Consider the following 17,676-nt stretch of genomic DNA (forward strand, 5'->3'; position numbering starts at 1 on the left):
TGCCAGATGCCTATGGCACGGCGCGCGCCGCCTGCGCAAAGCGCCGCTGCCGGACGGGGTTGGCGCGCGGGTCGTTTCGGAGTCATCATCCCGGTCCGGGCGAATCATCGTCCCTCCGCGGAGGAGAAGCGCGATGTGGAAATATGGCTTGGCGGCCCTGGCGCTCGCATGCGCCGCACCGGCGGAGGCGCAGGTGGCGCCCTATCCCGCCGAATTCACCACGCGGGATATCGCGACCAACGGCACCACCCTCCATGTCCGCGTCGGCGGCACCGGGCCGGCGGTGCCGCTGCTGCACGGCTATGGCGAGACCGGCGACATGTGGGAGCCGCTGGCCGCGCGGCTGGTGCGCAACCACCGCGTGATCGTGCCCGATCTGCGCGGACTGGGCCTCTCGGCCAAGCCGGCGGGCGGCTATGACAAGAAGACCCAGGCGGAGGACGTCGCCGGCGTGCTCGCCGCGCTCGGCGTCGACCGGGTCGATGTGGTGGCGCACGATATCGGCAACATGGTCGGCTATGCCTTTGTCGCCCGCTATCCGGCGCGCGTCCCGCATTTCGTGCTGATGGACGCGCCGATCCCGGGCATCGGCCCGTGGCAGGAGATCCTCCAGAATCCGCTGCTCTGGCATTTTCGCTTCGGCGGCCCGGACATGGAGCGCCTCGTCGCCGGGCGCGAGCGCATCTATCTCGATCGCTTCTGGAACGAGTTCTCGGCCGATCCGGCGACGTTCGACGAAGCCTCGCGCGTCCATTATGCCGCGCTCTATGCGCTGCCCGGCGCGATGCATGCCGGGTTCAGCCAGTTCGCCGCGTTCGACCAGGACGTGATCGACGATCGGGCGCTGCTCGCCCGGGGCAAGCTGACCATGCCGGTGCTGGCGATCGGCGGGGAGAAGTCGTTCGGGCCGACCATGGCGACGGTGGCGCGCGCCGCCGCGACCAACGTTACTCAGGTAGTGATTCCCGCATCGGGCCATTGGCTGATGGAGGAACAGCCCCAAGCCACTTCCGACGCGATCGTCGCCTTCCTGAAATAGGCCGGGCGCCCCGCTTCCCATGGGAGAGGGCGATCCCGTCGATTGCAAATACATCCGCCAGCGGTGGCGACGTTTGCCCCGCAAAGACAAACACGCCCTCGTCCGTCATCCCCGCGAACTCTTCCGTCATCCCCGCCTGCGCGGGGATGGCGGCTATTGGGAATGCCTTGGCTCATCGGGACAATCGCCGACTCGTTCCGGGGTGACGATCGAGTTCCGGCAAACGCCGCAACTGCTGGCGGATGCGTTTGCAGCCGATGCGATCGCCGATGGGAAAACGGCCGGACTGGCAATGTAGGGTTTCCTCTGCTCCAAGCTGGCGGATGCAGCCCCGGTGCGCCTCCTTCGTTCCCTTCGCGGCTCGTCGCCCCGGCGGGCGCCCATGCCGGGCCGCGCGCGATGGGGTCGGGACTCTTGCGACTTTCCGCGCCGCCGCCGGGGCCGGCCAGGCGCGCGCGGAGAGCGAAACCGGTCCCCCGTGGCGTATGCTTCGTAAACTTCCGCGCGCTTCAGGCCGGCAGCAGCTCGGCCCGCTCGGTCTCGGCGATCCAGCCGCCGCCCAGCACGCGCTCGCCGGCATAGAGCACGGCGGCCTGGCCGGGCGCGACGCCATATTCGGGCGCCTCGAACACCACGCGGTCACCCTCCAGCCGGGCCGGCACCGGCCTGGCGAGGCTGCGCACCTTGGCGGTGAGCGGCCCGGCATGGTCGCCGCCCAGCCAGTTGATCCCCTCGATCCGCGCCGCGCGCACCGCCAGCGCCCGCTTGGGGCCGACCACGACCTGCCGGGTCGCGGGATCCAGCCGCAGGACATAATAGGGCTCGGGCGCGCCGCCGATCTCGAGCCCGCGGCGCTGGCCCACGGTGAAATGGATCAGGCCCCGGTGCCGCCCGAGCAGCCTGCCGGCCTCGTCGACGATATCGCCGCCCGTCTCCGCCTCGGGGCGCAGCTTCTTCACCAGGCTGGCATAGTCGCCATCGGGGACGAAGCAGATGTCCTGGCTGTCGGGCTTGCCGGCGACGCCCAGGCCCAGCTCGGCGGCGAGCTCGCGCACCTGCGGCTTGGGCATGCCGCCCAGCGGAAAGCGCAGGAAATCGAGCTGCGCCGCCGTGGTGGCGAACAGGAAATAGCTCTGGTCGCGCGCCGGATCGTGCGCGCGGTGCAGCTCGGCGCCCTGCGGCCCCGGGACGCGGCGCACATAATGGCCGGTGGCGAGGCAATCGGCGCCCAGGTCGCGGGCCAGCGCGAACAGGTCGGTGAACTTGGGCCCCATGTTGCACTTCACGCAGGGAATCGGCGTGCGGCCGGCAAGATATTCGTCGGCGAAATCGTCGATCACCTCGGTCTTGAAGCGCGAGGCATGGTCGAAGACATAGTGCGCGATCCCCAGCCGGTCGCACACCGCCCGCGCGTCGCGGATGTCGCGGCCGGCGCAGCAGGAGCCGGCGCGGCCCACTGCCTCGCCATGGTCGTAGAGCTGGAGCGTCACGCCGATCGTCTCGGCGCCGGTGGCCGCGGCGAGCGCGGCGACGACGGAGGAATCGACGCCGCCCGACATGGCGACGACGATGCGCCTGGCCTTGAGCGGCGCTTCGAGCTGGAAGTCTCCTGCAGTCATGATCGCGGGCATTTAGGCGCTCGCGCGGCCGCGCGCCACCCCGGTGGGATTCCGGTAACGCTGGTTAAGCCCTCGTTTTCACCTGCTTTACGGACCCTTCAAGACTTTGGGCTAGAACGCCTCATCCGAAATCGACCTGTCGGATGGGTAAGAGAGCGTGGACCTGAGTTTCGCCAGACTGGAACGCGATGTGGCCGTCACGGCCATGCCGACCGAACTGGCGGTATTGCTGGTCGGCGTGGCGGCGCGCCAGGCGGCGAGCCCCACGGCGCGCGCGCAGGCCCGGCTGGCGCTGATCGCGCCGGTCGAGCAGTTGCTCGCGCCGGCGCACGGGGCCTTTCACGGCCTCGCGGCGCGGGCGCTCACCCGCCGCCGGGAAGAATGAAGATCGAATTTACCGAGGCGATTTAGCCGATGTTCAAGTGCAACGAATATCGGTCGTTCACAGAGTTTGCGTAGCGGGGGCCCCCCGCCCCGAAAGGCGAGTAGATGATTGAGAATCAAAAGATCCGTCCGGCGAAAGTGATTGGGCCCCTTGGCGAGCCGCTCACGCTCGAGACGCTGCCCCCGCCCGAGACGACTCGCTGGGTCGTGCGCCGCAAGGCGGAAGTGGTGGCGGCCGTGAACGGCGGCCTGCTCAGCGTCGACGAAGTCTGCGAGCGCTACGGCCTCACCGTCGAGGAATTCGCGGGCTGGCAGCGCGCGATCGATCGCTCGGGCATGCCGGGCCTGCGCGTGACCCGCATCCAGCATTATCGCTCGCTCTACGAGCGCCAGCAGAAATACTGAGTCTCTCCCTCGAGGCGCAATATCGGCCCGTCCCCGGCATGCCGGGACGGGCCCTTTTCTTTCGGGAACCCGCGAAAAGTTCCGGACGGCCCGAAAATTTCGGTACGGAACCAACATGACCGTCCACTCATTTTCTTTCCGTCGCCCGATCCACGGGCCGAAACAACGGAGGGACTTATGGTGGGTCTTATCGTTTGGCTGGTCATCGGCGGCGTCGTCGGCTGGCTCGCCAGCATCGTGATGCGTACCGATGCCCAGCAGGGCATTTTCCTGAACATCATCGTCGGGATCGTCGGCGCCTTTATCGGCGGCTGGCTGTTCTCGAGCGGCGACATCAACAGCGGCGTGATCACCCCGACCACGTTCCTGGTGTCGCTGGTCGGCGCGATCGTCCTGCTCGCGCTGGTGAACCTGGTCCGCCGCGGCTCGCTGCGCTAAGCCCCGACGCCCGCATGCAAAAAGGGCCGCCCCGCCAGGGACGGCCCTTTTTCATGGCCGGTTACTTGAGCAGGAAGCGCACGGTGACGGTGACGTTGAGCTCGCGCTCGCCTGCCGCCACTTCGGTCTTGTCCGCCATCGGCGCCGCGGCGACTCGCATCATCATCACCGGCATGGGCGGGTTGGGCAGCGCCCCGCCCTCCGAGATCGCCAGGATGCGATCGACCTTGAGCCCCGCCGCCCGGGCATAGAGCTCGGCCCGCGCCCGCGCCTTGGTCACTGCGTCCACCCGGGCCTCGTCGAGCGCGCCCTCGGGCTTGTCGACCGTCAGCTCGGGGCCGGAGATGTTGTTGGCGCCCTCGCGCACCAGCGTGTCGAGGATCGTGCCGCTCTTCGCCACGTCGCGGAAACGCACCGAGACCTGGTTCGAGGCCTGGTAGCCGGTGATCACCGGCGGCTCGTTCTGCGCATAGCGATATTGCGGCGAGAGGCCGATCGTCGCGGTCTGGATGTCGCGCTCGGCGATGCCGGCCTTGCGCAGCGCGGCCAGCACCTTGGTCATCCGCGCGCTGTTCTGCTGCATCGCCTCCGCGGCGGTGGCCGCCTGAGTGACCACGCCGGCCTGGATCACCGCCAGGTCGGGCACGCGCGTGCTGATCCCGGTGGCGCTCACGTCCAGCACCGTGCCGTCGAGCAGCACGGGGCGCATTTCCTGCTGCGCGGCAGCGGGCAAGGCCGCGACCGTGAGCAGTGCGGCGGAAGTGGCAAGAACAGTCCGAATCATCGATACGCTCCAAAAACGATTTGTCCCGCGCCGGCCTTGCCGCACGCGGGACAAATGGAAGCTGAACGAAAACAGGCCCTCAGACCCGGCGGACCATGACCAGCCGGTACAGCGCCAGCAGCACCACCGAGCCGACCGTCGCCGCGGCATAGGCCTGCCAGGTGCTGTCCCGCACCTCCAGGCCGAGCATCGGCGTCAGGTAAAAGGCCAGCAGCGCACCGGCGATGCCGATCAGGATCGTGACGATCACGCCGCCAGGGTCCTTGCCCGGCATGATCAGCTTGCCAAGCGCTCCGGCGACGAGGCCGATGAGCAGCCATCCGATAATCCCATGAGGCATTGAATCCCTCCTCGATTCGGCCCGTCTCCCCCGGACCGCGCGCGAACGTCGCGCTGTAACGCCGTCATTGCAACCGTTTCTTGCTGGAAATGGTTCGGGAGACATTCCCGATACTTGCGAAATAAGGCCGAAACGGGCATTTGCCCGCCCCAAGCGAAACGGCTCTTGTGGCCGGTGCCTTATTCATCTAATACAGTGCGATCTCATTTGGGGGCAGCGGCCATTCGGCCGGATCGGAATGTCGCACATGAATTACGAGGCAGGGATGTTCGGACGACGGGAGCGGCTGGAATATAGTGGCGAGGACGCGCCGAAGTCGCGGCGCTGGCTGTGGATCACGCTGGCCGCAGTGGTGCTGATCGGCATTGCCGCGTTTTTCATGATGGGCAAGCAGGACGGCGCCGCCAGCAAGGCAGCGGGCAAGGGCGGGTCCCAGCAGGCCAACCAGTCCCAGATCCCCACGGTCACCATCGCCGTTCCCGGCCGCCAGGCGGTCCAGACAGTGATCAGCGGCACCGGCAGCCTCGCCGCCAAGCGCGAGATGCCGGTGGGCGTGGTCGGCGAAGGCGGCCTGGTCACCCGCGTGCTCGTCGAGCCGGGCACCTGGGTCGCCAAGGGGCAGGTCCTCGCCACCGTCGACCGTTCGGTCCAGGTGCAGACCGCCGATTCGCTCTCCGCCTCGGTGCGCGTTTCCGAAGCCGACGCCAAGCTCGCCCAGGCCAATCTCGATCGCGCAAAGGCCCTGGTCTCGAACGGCTTCGTCTCCAAGGCCGATATCGACCGGCTGACCGCCGCGCGCGACCAGGCCTCCGCCCGGGTCCGCGTCGCCCGCGCCCAGCTGGCCGAGACTCAGGCGCGCAACCACCGGCTCGACATTCGCGCGCCGGAAGCCGGCCTGGTGCTCACCCGCCAGGTCGAGCCGGGCCAGATCGTCAGCGGCGGCTCGGGCGTGCTCTTCCGCATGGCGATGGGCGGCCAGATGGAGCTGCGCGCACAGCTGGCCGAGGCGGATCTCCTGCGCACCCATGTCGGCTCCACCGCCCAGGTGACGCCGACCGGCAGCACCCAGGTGTTCAGCGGCACGGTGTGGCAGGTCTCGCCGGTGATCGATCCGAGCACTCGCCAGGGCATCGCCCGCATCCAGCTCAGCTATGATCCGGCGCTGCGCCCGGGCGGCTTCGCCAGCACGCAGATCATCACGGGCGCGCAGGATGCGGTGATCCTGCCCCAGTCGGCGATCCAGACCGACGCGCAGGGCAACTATGTCTACACGCTCGACGCCAAGAACCAGGCCGTCCGCACCCCCGTCGTCACCGGCGAGGTGACCGATGCGGGCGTCTCGATCGCCCGGGGCCTGAGCGGCAGCGAGCGCGTGGTGCTCACTGCGGGCGCCTTCCTGAATCCGGGGCAGAAGGTCATCCCCCAGCCCCTCAAGAAGCAATAGGATCCTCGCGATGAGCTTCCGGAACATCTCCGCCTGGGCGATCCGGAACCCGGTTCCGCCGATCGTCCTGTTCCTGTTCCTCACCGTCGCGGGGCTGGTCAGCTTCTCGCGGATGGACGTGAACAACAATCCGGACATCGACTTCCCGGTCGTCTGGATCTCGATCAGCCAGCCGGGCGCAGCGCCGAGCGAGCTCGAGACCCAGATCACCCAGCAGGTGGAAAGCGCCGTGCGCAGCCTGCAGGGCATCGACGAGATCAACTCGACGGTGACCGAGGGCAATTCGACCACTGTCGTGCAGCTGGCGATCGGCACGCCGATCGACCGCGCGGTGGAGGATGTGCGCAGCGCGATCCAGCAGGTTCGCGGCAACCTGCCCGACGGCATCCTGGAGCCGCAGATCGGCCGCGTCGATTCGGCCAGCGACAACGACATCGCCAGCTTCACCGCGATCGCGCCCGACATGACCGTCGAGCAGCTGAGCTGGTACATCGACAACACGGTCGCCAAGAGCCTGCTCTCGATCGAGGGCATGTCGGCGGTGAACCGCAATGGCGGCGTCAACCGCGAGATCCGCGTCCAGCTCGATCCCGCCAGGCTCCAGTCCTATGGCCTCACCGCCAGCCAGGTGAACCAGCAGCTGCGCCAGGTGAACATGAACGCGGCGGGCGGGCGCGCCGAGATTTCCGGCTATGAGCAGTCGGTCCGCGTGCTCGGCAACGCCAAGGACGCCTATACGCTGGGCCAGACCCAGATCGCGCTCGGCGGCGGCCGCACCGTCCGCCTGGCCGACATCGCCAGCGTGACCGACAGCTATGCCGAACTGCGCAGCGCGGCGCGGTTCAACGGCCATGCGGTGATCTCGTTCGACATCCAGCGCGCCAAGGGCGCCTCGGACGTGACGATCTATCACGAAGCCCAGAAGAAGCTGAAGCAGCTCGAGAAGAACAACGACAAGGTTCATTTCGAGCTGCTGGCCAATTGGAGCAAATACGCCGAGCAGCAATATGATTCGGCGATGGAGGCGATGATCGAGGGCGCCGTCCTCGCCGTCATCGTGGTGTTCATCTTCCTGCGCGACTGGCGCGCGACGGTGATCTCGGCGCTCGCCATCCCGCTTTCCTCGATCCCGGCCTTCTGGTTCATGGACCTGCTGGGCTTCACGCTGAACCAGATGACCCTGCTCGCGCTGTCGCTGGTGGCGGGCGTGCTCGTGGACGACGCGATCGTGGAGATCGAGAACATCGTCCGGCACATGCGCATGGGCAAATCGGCCTATCAGGCGTCGATCGACGCGGCCGACGAGATCGGCATCGCGGTGCTCGCCACCACCATGTCGATCGTCGCGGTGTTCCTGCCCGTCGGCCTGATGCCGGGCATCTCGGGCCAGTTCTTCAAGAATTTCGGCCTGACCGTGGTCGCCTCGGTGCTGATGAGCCTTGCCGTGGCGCGCCTCGTCACGCCGATGATCGCGGCCTATTTCCTCAAGGCCAAGGGCCATGCCTCGCACGGCGAGGGCCGGATCATGGACGCCTATGTGAAGCTGCTGCGCTGGACGCTGCGGCATCGCTGGTCGGCGATCCTCGGCTTCTTCCTGTCGCTGGTGATGACCGTCAGCTTCTTCTTCATCCTGCCGATGACTTTCCAGCCGACGCAGGACGAGGACCAGGTGAGCGTCAATGTCGAGATGGTGCCGGGCACCACGCTCGAGCAGACCGATCGCGTCGTCCGCCAGGTCGCCGAGCGGCTGCGCACCGAGCCGAACGTGGAGAATCTCTACGAGCGTGCGGGCGTCGGCAATGGCCGCGTGCTGGTCATCTTCAAGGACAAGCGCACCGAGACGAGCGACGCGTTCACGCGCCGCCTCGCGCCGGAACTGCTCAAGATCCCCGATGCGCGGGTGGGCTTCCGTGCCCAGGGCGGCTGGGGCTCGAGCGGCCGCGCGCTGACCATCACGCTCGGCGGCGAGGATCCCGCGCTGCTCACCAAGACCGCGCTCACGCTGGTCGAGCAGATGTCGAAGATGCCGGAGCTGGTGGCGCCGCGCATCGCCGGCGACCTCAACCGGCCCGAGATCGTGATCAAGCCCCGGCTCGACCTGGCGGCGAACCTCGGCGTCACCACGGCGGCGCTCTCCAGCGCCATCCGCATCGCGACGCTGGGCGACATCGACCAGAACAGCGCGAAATTCTCGCTGACGGATCGCCAGATCCCGATCCGGGTGGCGCTCCAGGAGAATGCCCGCGCCAAGCTCGACACGATCAAGAACCTGCCGGTGCAGACGCAGAATGGCGGCTCGGTCCAGCTCGGCACCGTGGCGGACATCGCCTTCGGCACCGGCCCGACCAAGATCGAGCGCCTGAACCTGCAGCGGCGCGTCGTCGTCGGTGCCGACCTGGCGACCGATCCCAAGACGGGCAAGGCCGTGGTCTCGGGCGTGGCGCTCGAGAAGATCCACCAGCTGCCGATCATGAAGGCCCTGCCGATCGGCGTGGCGGAAATGACCGTCGGCAGCGCCAAGTGGCAGGCGGAGATGGTGAAGAACTTCGTCATCGCGCTGATGTCGGGCGTGTTCCTGGTCTTCGCGGTGCTGGTGCTGCTCTATCGCCGCTTCATGTCGCCGCTGGTCAACATGGGCTCGCTGCTCAACGCGCCGCTGGGCGGGCTGATCGCGCTGTGGATCGCCGGCCAGCCGATCTCGATGCCGGTGCTGATCGGCGCGCTGATGCTGTTCGGCATCGTCGCGAAGAACTCGATCCTGCTGATCGACTTCGCGCTGGAGGAGATGGCCAAGGGCGTCGACAAGTTCACTGCGATCGTCGATGCCGGGCACAAGCGCGCCCAGCCGATCCTGATGACCACGGTGGCGATGGTCGCCGGCATGATCCCGACCGCGCTCTCGCTCAACGGCGACGGCTCGTGGCGCGCGCCGATGGGCATCACCGTGATCGGCGGCCTGATCCTGTCGACGCTGCTCACGCTGGTGATGGTGCCGGCGCTGTTCAGCCTGGCGGTCGGGCTCGAGCAATGGCTCGGGCCGCGCCTGTCGCGCCGCCTGCTCACCTTCCGGCCGGGCGACGACGGCAGCCGCGTCATCGGCCATGGCCATGGCGGCGGCACGATCGAGCACAAGCCCGGGGACGATGCGCCGCAACCCGCGGAGTGAACTTGATCCCGTCTGATGTATTGGGGAGTGCGTGACCATGTTGCGCACTCCCCAATCGTCCGAGCCGGTCTCGGCCGGCCTGCGCCGGATGCGGCTGGTCGCGACCGGCCTGCTGGTGGCGATGGCCGCCCTGTTCCTCCTCACCCGCGCCTTCGACCATGCGCATCCGGCGATCGGCTATGTCCGCGCCTTTGCCGAGGCGGCGATGGTGGGCGGGCTGGCCGACTGGTTCGCGGTGACGGCGCTGTTCCGCCACCCGCTCCGCCTGCCCATTCCCCACACCGCGATCATCCCGCGCAACAAGGACCGGATCGCGAGCACGCTCGCCCAGTTCCTGCGCGACAATTTCCTCACCCCCAAGGTGGTCGCCCGGCGGATGCAGCGGCTCGACGTGGCCGGCGCGGCGGGGCGCTGGCTCGCCAACCCGGTGCACGCCGATGGCCGGATCGGGCGCAGCGCGGGGCGCCTGGCCGCCGATTTCCTCGAATCGCTCGACCAGGAGCGGCTGGGCGGCATGGCCAAGGGCGCGATCGCCGCGCGGCTGCGCGCCATCGACGTGGCGCCGCTGTTCGGCCAGGCGCTCGGCGCCGCCATCGCCAATGGCCGCCACCTGCCGCTGCTCGACGGCATGATCCGCTGGGCGGCCAAGGTGCTCGCCGCCAACGAGCACATGATCCGCGAGATGGTCCACAACCGCGCCGGCACGGTCATGCGCTGGACCGGGCTCGACGAGACGCTGGCCAGCAAGATCATCGAGGGGCTCGACAAGCTGCTCGGCGAAATGGCCGAGGACCCGGCCCATCCGCTGCGCGCCAAGGCCGAGGAGGGGCTGGAACGGCTCGCCCATGACCTGCAGCACAAGCCCGAGCTGCGCGAGAAGGTGGAGGCGTTCAAGCTCGAGATGCTCGAGAACCAGGCCTTTCAGCGCTGGATCGACGGGCTGTGGGAGACGAGCCGTGTCGCCCTGCTCCGCCTTGCCCGCGATCCCGGCAGGGCCCTGGGCGGGCGGATGGGCGAGACGCTGCGCCAGTTCGGCGTCACGCTGCAGCAGGATCGCAAGCTCGCCGAGACGATCAACCGCTTCGCCCGGCGCAGCGCCGTCGGCGCGGCGGCCGATTATGGCGACGGCATCGTCCGCCTCGTCTCCGACACGATCAAGGGCTGGGACGCGCGGACGATCACCGGCCGGCTGGAGAATGCCGTTGGCCGCGACCTCCAATATATCCGGATCAACGGCACCCTGGTGGGCGGGCTGGTCGGCGTGCTCATCCACACGGTCGACGCGTTTCTCTAGCCCATGCCCCTCGCCCGACGCGCCGCGAACCTATCGCCAGTCGAGCAGCGGCCAGCCCTGCTCCGCGGCCAGCCTGCGCAGCCGCCCATGCGCATTGACCGCGAATCCCTCGTCCGCCCAGCCGAGCAGGGGCGCGTCCGAGACATGATCCGAATAGGCGCGGACATGGGCGCCGCCGCGCGCGATTCCCTGCCCCGCCATCCAGCTTTCGATCCGGCGGAGCTTTGCGGGCCCGTAACAGTTATCCCCCTCGATCAGGGAGAGAATCCGGCCTTGCCCATCGCGCTTCGCTTCGGTTGCGATCACATCGTCAAAGCCCAGCAGGTGCCCGATCGCGGCGGCGTAATAGCCGTGCGAGGCGGTCGCCATGACGAGGCGATAGCCCGCCGCGCGGTCCGCCGCGATCCGCGCGCGCGCGCCGTGCAGCACGCCATGCGCCGCTTCGCGCGCGGCGAACGCCTCCGCCACGCGCGCCATCTCCTCGGGGGGCAAGGCCCCGCCCAGCAGCAGCCGCTGCGAGAATTGCTTGAGGCCGGCGCGATCGGTCAGCTTGAGCAGATAGGCGATCCCGGCCACGCCCAGCGCCGGAAACAATGCCAGCCGCCAGGGGGCCCGGACCCGCGCCGCCATCGCCAGGAAGCGCGTCCAGGTGGGCGCCGCGGTGATGGTCTTGTCCATGTCGTAGATTGCGAGAAACTGCATTGAAGCATCTACGAGCGGCAACGCTTGCCGATCCAGCCCGAATCGCGGAAAGGTGCCGGCGATGAGCGTCCTGGCCGACTTCGAACGGGTTGATTCCGACAGCGGCGGGGCAGTGCTCCGCTTCACCGGCAATTTGTCGCTCGCCAGCCTGGGCGACCTTCCCGACCGGCTCGACCGTGTCGACGGCGAGGTCGCCCGGCTCGACCTGTCGAAGGTCGAGCGGATCGACACGGTCGGTGCCTGGGTGATCCATCGCTTCGCCCGCGACCGGGAAGCCGCGGTCGAGGGTCTCCAGCCGGCCAGTCAGCATCTGTTCGACCAGGTCGTCGCCGCCGAGCATCCGATCGAGCTGCCGCCCAAGCCGGAGAGTCCCTTCATCCATCTGCTCGCCGAGATCGGCGATGCGATATTCACCGCGGTGCACACGCTCTACGGCCTGCTCGGCTTTCTCGGCGCCACGGTGATCGCCTTCTGGAACGTGGCGACGCATCCGCGCCGCTTCCGCTTCCATGCGACGGTCCATCGCTTCGAAGTGGTCGGCGTCTCCGCGCTCGGCATCATCGGGCTGATGAGCTTCCTGATCGGCGTGGTGATCGCGCAGCAGGGCGCGGTGCAGCTCCGCCAGTTCGGCGCCGAAGTCTATACGATCAACCTGGTCGGCCGGATCACCTTGCGCGAGCTCGGCATCCTGATGACCGCGATCATGGTCGCCGGCCGCTCCGGATCGGCCTTCGCCGCCCAGATCGGCACGATGAAGCTCACCGAGGAGATCGACGCGATGCGCACGATCGGCGTCTCGCCGATGGAAGCGCTGGTGGTGCCGCGCACGATCGCGGTGGTGACGATGCTGCCGCTGCTCGGCTTCTATTCCGCGCTGATCGCGATCATCGGCGGCGGCTTGCTCTGCTGGGTCCAGCTGGGCATCCCGCCGATCACCTTCGTCCAGCGCGTCCGCGAAGTGGTGCCGCTCAACGATCTCTGGGTCGGGCTGATCAAGGCGCCGGTGTTCGGTGCGATCATCGCCATCGCCGGCTGTTTCCAGGGCATGCAGGTGGAGGGCGATGCCGAGCAGGTCGGCCGGCGCACCACCACCGCGGTGGTCCAGGCGATCTTCCTGGTCATCGTGCTCGACGCCTTCTTCGCCGTCTTCTTCAGCCAGATCGGGTGGATATGAGCGACTCCGCCGCCTCCGCGCCGGACGACATCGTCATCCGCGTGCGCGATCTGAAGAACGGCTTCGGCGACCAGATCGTCCATGACGGGCTGAATCTCGACGTGCGCCGCGGCGAGATACTCGGCGTGGTCGGCGGCTCGGGCACCGGCAAGTCGGTGCTGATGCGCTCGATCATCGGGCTGCAGACGCCGATGGAGGGCGAGATCGAAGTGTTCGGCGAGAACACGATCGGCCGCGACGAGACCGAGGCGACCGCGATCCGCCGGCGCTGGGGCATCCTCTTCCAGGGCGGCGCGCTGTTCTCCACGCTCACCGTGTCGGAGAATGTCCAGGTCCCGCTCAAGGAATATTATCCGCAGCTGGACCAGGCGCTGCTCGAGGAGATCGGCGCCTACAAGGTCGTGATGACCGGCCTGCCGCCCGAAGCCGCGCCCAAATATCCCGCCGAGCTCTCGGGCGGCATGAAGAAGCGCGCCGGCCTGGCGCGCGCGCTCGCGCTCGATCCCGAGCTGCTGTTCCTCGACGAGCCCACTGCCGGGCTCGACCCGATCGGGGCCGCGGCGTTCGACGAGCTTACCGCTTCGCTCCAGAAGACGCTGGGGCTCACCGTGTTCCTGATCACGCATGATCTCGACACGCTCTACGCCATCTGCGACCGGGTCGCGGTGCTGGCGGACCGGAAAGTGATCGCAGTCGGAACGATTCCCGAGCTGCTCGCCTTGGATCACCCATGGATCCAGGAATATTTCAACGGACCGCGCGGGCGCGCGGCAGTCGCCGGCAGCAAGGCGAATCGAGCTGAGGACAGGGGCTGATGGAAACTCGATCGAATCACGTGCTCGTCGGCGCCGTCGTGCTGATCCTGCTCGCGGTGCTCGCCCTGTTCATCGTCTGGCTCGCCCGGCTGAGCGGCGGCAACGAGCGCGAATACGACATCTTCTTCCGCCAGTCGGTCGACGGGCTCAGCGCGGGCTCGGCGGTATCTTTTTCGGGCGTGCCTTCGGGCCAGGTGAAGTCGATCGAGTTCTGGAAGCCCGATCCGCAGCTGGTGCGCGTGCGCGTCTCGGTGCGCAACGAAGTGCCGATCCTCGAAGGCACCACCGCGACGATCCAGAGCAGCTTCACCGGCCCCAGCACCGTGCAGCTCGAAGGCGCGGTGAAGGGCGCCCCGCCGATCAAATGCCCGCGCGAGCATCCCGAGGCGGCGTGCCCGCTCGGCGTGCCGGTGATCCCGACCAAGCCGGGCGGCCTCGGCGCGATCTTCTCCTCGGCGCCCAAGCTGCTCGAGCGGCTGACCACGCTCACCGAGCGGCTGACCGAGCTGATGAGCGACAAGAACCAGGCCTCGATCGCCGGCATCCTGGCGAACACCAACCGGCTGACCGATGCGCTTGCCGATCGCGGGCCCGAGATCGCCGCCACGCTGGCCGAGACTCGAGTCGCGATCCAGAAGTTCGGCACCGCCACCGAGCAGATCGGCGAGCTGGCCAAGACGACCAACGGCGTGGTCGCCGACGACGTCAAGCCGACCATCGCCAATCTCAACCAGACGATCGCCTCGGCCAAGAAGAGCATGGACACGCTCGAGGCGATGCTGGGCGATGCGCGGCCGGGCGTGCAGGCCTTTTCGAAGAAGACCGTGCCCGAGATCGGCCAGCTGATCCAGGATCTGCGCCAGATGGCGCAATCGCTGTCCTCGGTCGCCGACAAGATCGACCAGGGCGGCGCGAGCAGCCTGGTCGGCAGCCCGAAGCTCCCTGACTACAAGCCCAACAAGTGAGGCCCGCGATGAAGAAGCTCGCCCTGCTCCTGCTGGCCGCCCCGTTCGCCGCCACGCTCTCCGGCTGCGTCTCGTTCGGGGGCAAGCCGCCCAAGGTGCCGTTCCTCACGCTCGAGGCCGCCGAGCAGATCAAGCCCGGCGACGTGCAGACGCCCGCTTCGGGCACCACGGTAACCGTGCTGTTCCCGACGGTGCCGCACGAGCTGGCGACGACGCGGGTGCCGGTCCATTCGGGCGAGAATGCCGTCGCCTATGTGAAGGACGCGCAATGGGTGGAAGCGCCGCCGCGCCTGTTCGCCCGGCTGGTCGGCGATACCATCGCGGCGCGCACCGGCCGGCCGGTGCTGAGCTATCGCCAGTCGCAGATCGATCCCGGTGCCGTGCTCTCGGGCGAGCTGCGCCAGTTCGGCGTGGATGCCGACAGCAACGAGGCGGTCGTCCAGTTCGACGCGCTGCTGGTGCAGGGCGACGATGCCACCAGGTTCCAGAAGCGCCGCTTCGAAGCGCGCGCGCCGCTTGCCGAGGTGACGCCCGATCTGGTCGCCAAGGCGCTCAACCAGGCGGCGAACCAGGTTGCGGTCCAGGTCGCCGACTGGGTGGGGAAGTAACTCCCGGCTCGCAAGGCCAATCCGTCATCCCGGCAAAGGCCGGGATCTCGGGCGGCGCTTTTCCGGCCTTCGCCTGGGATCCCGCGTCCGCCGGGATGGCGGCCCTGCGGGTTCACGGTGCCCGGCGCACCGCCGGCAGCGCGTTGCACACATCGACGCCGCCCATCGGCACGGTGAAGAAGGCGCCGTCGCGATTCTCGCGCGCCTTGATCCAGGCGGCGAAGCGGGGATTGTCGGTGGCGCGATACTGGAAGCGCGGGCGCTCGTCCTGCGGCAACTGGCTGGCGAGGCGAACCGAGAGGATCGGCGTCGGCGCCTGGTCCTTGGCATAGACGCCGAGCTGGGCGGTGCCGCGCGGCAGGCTGGAGAGCCATTGCATGCCCTCCACGATCCGGCCGACGATCGCGATGTTGCGGTCGAGCGGGCGCGGGGCGTGGCCGATCACCGTGTAGAGTTCGGCGCCGCTGCCGGTGGAGGGGGCGAGGTCGCGGGCGACGCCGACCATCGAATAGCAATGGGTGAGCGAGCTCACCGCGCCGTAATTGGCGAGCGGCCAGCCATCGGCGCTGAGGCCGGTCTTCGCGGCATAGCTGTCGGGCCTGGCGAAGGCGAAGCTCTTCACTGCGTCGAAGCCGGGCCATTCATATTCGGCGGGCGGGTTCTCGATCACGCCGGGCGGGAGCGCGGTCTTGTCGTCGCCGCCGCCCCATTGCGTCACATAGTTATCCTGCACGCGGTAGACGCTGGTGCCGTCCCACCAATGCGCCTCGGCGAGCTTGCGGATGTTAGCGACATGCGCGGGGGCGTAGCGCGGGGCGAGGCGGATGAAGACCTGGTGGCCGCCCTGCAGCGTCATCACCAGCATCTCGTTATCGGGAATCGCCTTCCAGTCCTCGGGCGCCGGGTCGGCCGGCGACGGGCCGGCGGCGGTCTGGGCGGCGGCAGGAAGGACGGCGAACGCGGCGAGCGCTAGGATCGGCTTCAGCATGGCGCGAGAGTGGCACGGCACCACCTGCTTGCCTAGGCCTTCGCCAATCGCTAGGGCACGCAACTTCCGGGACATGCGGAGCGGTGGCCGAGTGGTCGAAGGCGCTCGCCTGGAAAGTGAGTATACGGCAAAACCGTATCGAGGGTTCGAATCCCTCCCGCTCCGCCACTCACGCCCTCCCAAGGGCTCGCAGAAACCCCTGTAACCTGCTGTAAATCCTCAGAAATCAGCGGTTCCTTGATGCTGCGCGTTCCACACGATCCAACACCATCTCCCGAAATATATGGGGTAGGGTGGAGCAGGATGCGGTGGGGATGCCCATTGCGCCGAAGATCCAGGCGGCATCGCGGCAAGCCGGGCGCGCCTATCCGAGGACGTCGGTCAGAAGCCGCTTCCAGTTCCCGCCCATGATCTTGTCGACCTCGCGCGGACGAAAGCCCGCCTGTTCGAGCGCCCGTGAAATCCGTGCCATCCGGTCGATGCGATTGAGCTCCGGAATCACGACATGCTCGGGCGTCCATTCGAACCCGGGCACGCCCTGGCGCCGCAAGGCGCGCCACCAGTCGAGATATTCCTGCACGCCCTTGCCATTGTCGTTCCCGATCCTGATCAGATTGGGCTGGCCGGCCATCGGAAAGTCGTTGGCCACGCCGACCGCTTCCAGGCCGCCCACCTTCACGACATGGCGGATCTGCGCCACATAGTCGGCGGCCGTCGGCGGATTCCGGCGGGTGAGCCAGAAGCTCATCATGAAGATGCCCATCACGCCGCCGCGCTCGGCGATCGCGCGGATCACTTCGTCGGGCGCGCAGCGCGGATGATCGACGATCGCCCGCGCCGCGCCATGGCTCAGCGCTATCGGCGTCTTCGACCGCGTCGCTGCCTCGATCATGGTCGGGACCGAGCCGTGCGAGACATCCGGCACTATCCGCAGCCTGTTCATCTCGGCCAGGCCTTCGATGCCGAGCGGCGTGAGGCCGGTCTGCCGGGTCTCCAGCGCGCCGCCCGCGAACAGAGTGTCGTTGTGATGCGTGAACTGCAGGACGCGCAGGCCCTTTTCGTGGAAATAGGCGATCCGCGAGAGATCCCGCGCGATCATCTCGGTCGACTGGAACTGCAGGAACACCGCGCAGCCGGGCCGGGCCCCGATCTCGCTGCCCTTCCTGGCGAGATAGGCGAACGGCGAGCGCCGCAGCCGTGCAACGGCCTTGTCGATCGCGGGATCATTGGCCGCGAAGTTCCGGCTGTAGCGGGGAACGCCGTCGGCATCGCGGGTCGCGATCAGATCGGAGACATCGGCGATCATCCCGCCCAATCCGGCCGCGGCAATCTGGCTCAGATCCTCGGGAAGGAAGCTCAACGAATCGAAGAACAGCCGGCTCCGCCCCGCGCCTTGCGCCAGGGCGGGCGCCCCCAGGGTGGCCGCCAGCGCGCCTGCAACCGATCGCCTCGTCCACATCACGCTTCCTCCCGGCCCTTTGGCGATTTCATAGCCGCGGGCGCCCCCGACA

The 17,676-nt window shown here is 68.2% G+C and carries 18 protein-coding genes and 1 tRNA gene; 13 read left to right on the forward strand and 6 right to left on the reverse strand.

From position 1 onward, the window contains the following. Positions 1 to 133 precede the first annotated feature (133 nt). Together ACIQCS_RS08685 and ACIQCS_RS08690 are read left to right on the forward strand one after the other, a co-directional pair. Positions 134 to 1,039, forward strand: a complete 906-nt coding sequence (locus ACIQCS_RS08685) for an alpha/beta hydrolase (RefSeq protein ID WP_345849633.1) — start codon at positions 134 to 136, stop codon at positions 1,037 to 1,039. A gap of 19 nt (positions 1,040 to 1,058) precedes the next feature. After that, complete coding sequence (locus tag ACIQCS_RS08690; RefSeq protein ID WP_345849632.1) at positions 1,059 to 1,337, forward strand: hypothetical protein; 279 nt, start codon at positions 1,059 to 1,061, stop codon at positions 1,335 to 1,337. A 211-nt stretch (positions 1,338 to 1,548) separates the two neighbouring features. Here the strand turns inward: ACIQCS_RS08690 and mnmA are convergent, their stop codons facing one another. Beyond that, complete coding sequence (gene mnmA / locus ACIQCS_RS08695) at positions 1,549 to 2,658, reverse strand: tRNA 2-thiouridine(34) synthase MnmA (protein ID WP_345849631.1); 1,110 nt, start codon at positions 2,656 to 2,658, stop codon at positions 1,549 to 1,551. A gap of 157 nt (positions 2,659 to 2,815) precedes the next feature. Here mnmA and ACIQCS_RS08700 point away from each other — a divergent pair, with 157 nt between their 5' ends. From ACIQCS_RS08700 to ACIQCS_RS08710, 3 genes are all read left to right on the forward strand, one after another. Continuing rightward, positions 2,816 to 3,043 (forward strand): hypothetical protein, encoded by a 228-nt coding sequence (locus ACIQCS_RS08700; RefSeq protein WP_280277645.1) that lies wholly within the window; start codon positions 2,816 to 2,818, stop codon positions 3,041 to 3,043. A 104-nt stretch (positions 3,044 to 3,147) separates the two neighbouring features. Further along, complete coding sequence (locus tag ACIQCS_RS08705; protein ID WP_086127932.1) at positions 3,148 to 3,447, forward strand: DUF1153 domain-containing protein; 300 nt, start codon at positions 3,148 to 3,150, stop codon at positions 3,445 to 3,447. 180 nt (positions 3,448 to 3,627) lie between these two features. Then, on the forward strand, positions 3,628 to 3,885 hold the full coding sequence (locus ACIQCS_RS08710; protein ID WP_345849629.1) for a GlsB/YeaQ/YmgE family stress response membrane protein: 258 nt from the start codon (positions 3,628 to 3,630) through the stop codon (positions 3,883 to 3,885). Positions 3,886 to 3,946: 61 nt separating this feature from the next. Here the strand turns inward: ACIQCS_RS08710 and ACIQCS_RS08715 are convergent, their stop codons facing one another. Next, positions 3,947 to 4,669, reverse strand: coding sequence for an SIMPL domain-containing protein (locus tag ACIQCS_RS08715; protein ID WP_280277640.1), 723 nt, complete (start codon positions 4,667 to 4,669; stop codon positions 3,947 to 3,949). Between the two features lie 79 nt (positions 4,670 to 4,748). Continuing rightward, positions 4,749 to 5,009 (reverse strand): GlsB/YeaQ/YmgE family stress response membrane protein, encoded by a 261-nt coding sequence (locus ACIQCS_RS08720; protein ID WP_280277639.1) that lies wholly within the window; start codon positions 5,007 to 5,009, stop codon positions 4,749 to 4,751. Between the two features lie 247 nt (positions 5,010 to 5,256). Between ACIQCS_RS08720 and ACIQCS_RS08725 the strand changes: the two genes are divergently transcribed. From ACIQCS_RS08725 to ACIQCS_RS08735, 3 genes are all read left to right on the forward strand, one after another. After that, a complete protein-coding gene (locus ACIQCS_RS08725) occupies positions 5,257 to 6,453 on the forward strand; it encodes an efflux RND transporter periplasmic adaptor subunit (RefSeq protein WP_401530600.1) in 1,197 nt (398 codons plus the stop codon). A 10-nt stretch (positions 6,454 to 6,463) separates the two neighbouring features. Next, the gene (locus tag ACIQCS_RS08730) at positions 6,464 to 9,619 is read left to right on the forward strand and encodes an efflux RND transporter permease subunit (RefSeq protein ID WP_345849627.1); all 3,156 of its coding nucleotides are present in this window, start codon (positions 6,464 to 6,466) and stop codon (positions 9,617 to 9,619) included. A gap of 88 nt (positions 9,620 to 9,707) precedes the next feature. Next, on the forward strand, positions 9,708 to 10,913 hold the full coding sequence (locus ACIQCS_RS08735) for a DUF445 domain-containing protein (protein WP_345852039.1): 1,206 nt from the start codon (positions 9,708 to 9,710) through the stop codon (positions 10,911 to 10,913). Positions 10,914 to 10,943: 30 nt separating this feature from the next. Here the strand turns inward: ACIQCS_RS08735 and ACIQCS_RS08740 are convergent, their stop codons facing one another. Next, the gene (locus ACIQCS_RS08740; RefSeq protein ID WP_345849626.1) at positions 10,944 to 11,615 is read right to left on the reverse strand and encodes an HAD-IB family phosphatase; all 672 of its coding nucleotides are present in this window, start codon (positions 11,613 to 11,615) and stop codon (positions 10,944 to 10,946) included. A 61-nt stretch (positions 11,616 to 11,676) separates the two neighbouring features. Between ACIQCS_RS08740 and ACIQCS_RS08745 the strand changes: the two genes are divergently transcribed. From ACIQCS_RS08745 to ACIQCS_RS08760, 4 genes are read left to right on the forward strand one after another with little or no spacing between them, the layout of a single operon-like run. Next, a complete protein-coding gene (locus ACIQCS_RS08745; RefSeq protein ID WP_345849625.1) occupies positions 11,677 to 12,789 on the forward strand; it encodes an ABC transporter permease in 1,113 nt (370 codons plus the stop codon). After that, complete coding sequence (locus ACIQCS_RS08750; protein ID WP_345849624.1) at positions 12,786 to 13,604, forward strand: ABC transporter ATP-binding protein; 819 nt, start codon at positions 12,786 to 12,788, stop codon at positions 13,602 to 13,604. The genes ACIQCS_RS08745 and ACIQCS_RS08750 overlap by 4 nt, the downstream gene beginning before the upstream one ends. Beyond that, positions 13,604 to 14,569, forward strand: a complete 966-nt coding sequence (locus ACIQCS_RS08755; protein WP_345849623.1) for an MlaD family protein — start codon at positions 13,604 to 13,606, stop codon at positions 14,567 to 14,569. The genes ACIQCS_RS08750 and ACIQCS_RS08755 overlap by 1 nt, the downstream gene beginning before the upstream one ends. Before the next feature lie 8 nt (positions 14,570 to 14,577). Beyond that, positions 14,578 to 15,177 (forward strand): ABC-type transport auxiliary lipoprotein family protein, encoded by a 600-nt coding sequence (locus ACIQCS_RS08760; RefSeq protein WP_345849622.1) that lies wholly within the window; start codon positions 14,578 to 14,580, stop codon positions 15,175 to 15,177. A gap of 112 nt (positions 15,178 to 15,289) precedes the next feature. On the opposite strand, the gene ACIQCS_RS08765 is transcribed toward ACIQCS_RS08760, so the two are convergent. Continuing rightward, positions 15,290 to 16,165 carry a peptidylprolyl isomerase gene (locus ACIQCS_RS08765; RefSeq protein WP_345849621.1) on the reverse strand — a complete coding sequence of 292 codons (876 nt, stop codon included), beginning with the start codon at positions 16,163 to 16,165 and terminating at the stop codon, positions 15,290 to 15,292. 77 nt (positions 16,166 to 16,242) lie between these two features. Between ACIQCS_RS08765 and ACIQCS_RS08770 the strand changes: the two genes are divergently transcribed. Continuing rightward, positions 16,243 to 16,333, forward strand: a tRNA-Ser gene (locus tag ACIQCS_RS08770). 196 nt (positions 16,334 to 16,529) lie between these two features. Here ACIQCS_RS08770 and ACIQCS_RS08775 read toward each other — a convergent pair. Next, positions 16,530 to 17,624, reverse strand: coding sequence for a membrane dipeptidase (locus ACIQCS_RS08775; RefSeq protein ID WP_345849620.1), 1,095 nt, complete (start codon positions 17,622 to 17,624; stop codon positions 16,530 to 16,532). Positions 17,625 to 17,676 lie beyond the last annotated feature (52 nt).

It is taken from the genome of Sphingomonas sp. NPDC092440 (genome assembly GCF_044754985.1).
Taxonomy (GTDB): Bacteria; Pseudomonadota; Alphaproteobacteria; order Sphingomonadales; family Sphingomonadaceae; genus Sphingomonas.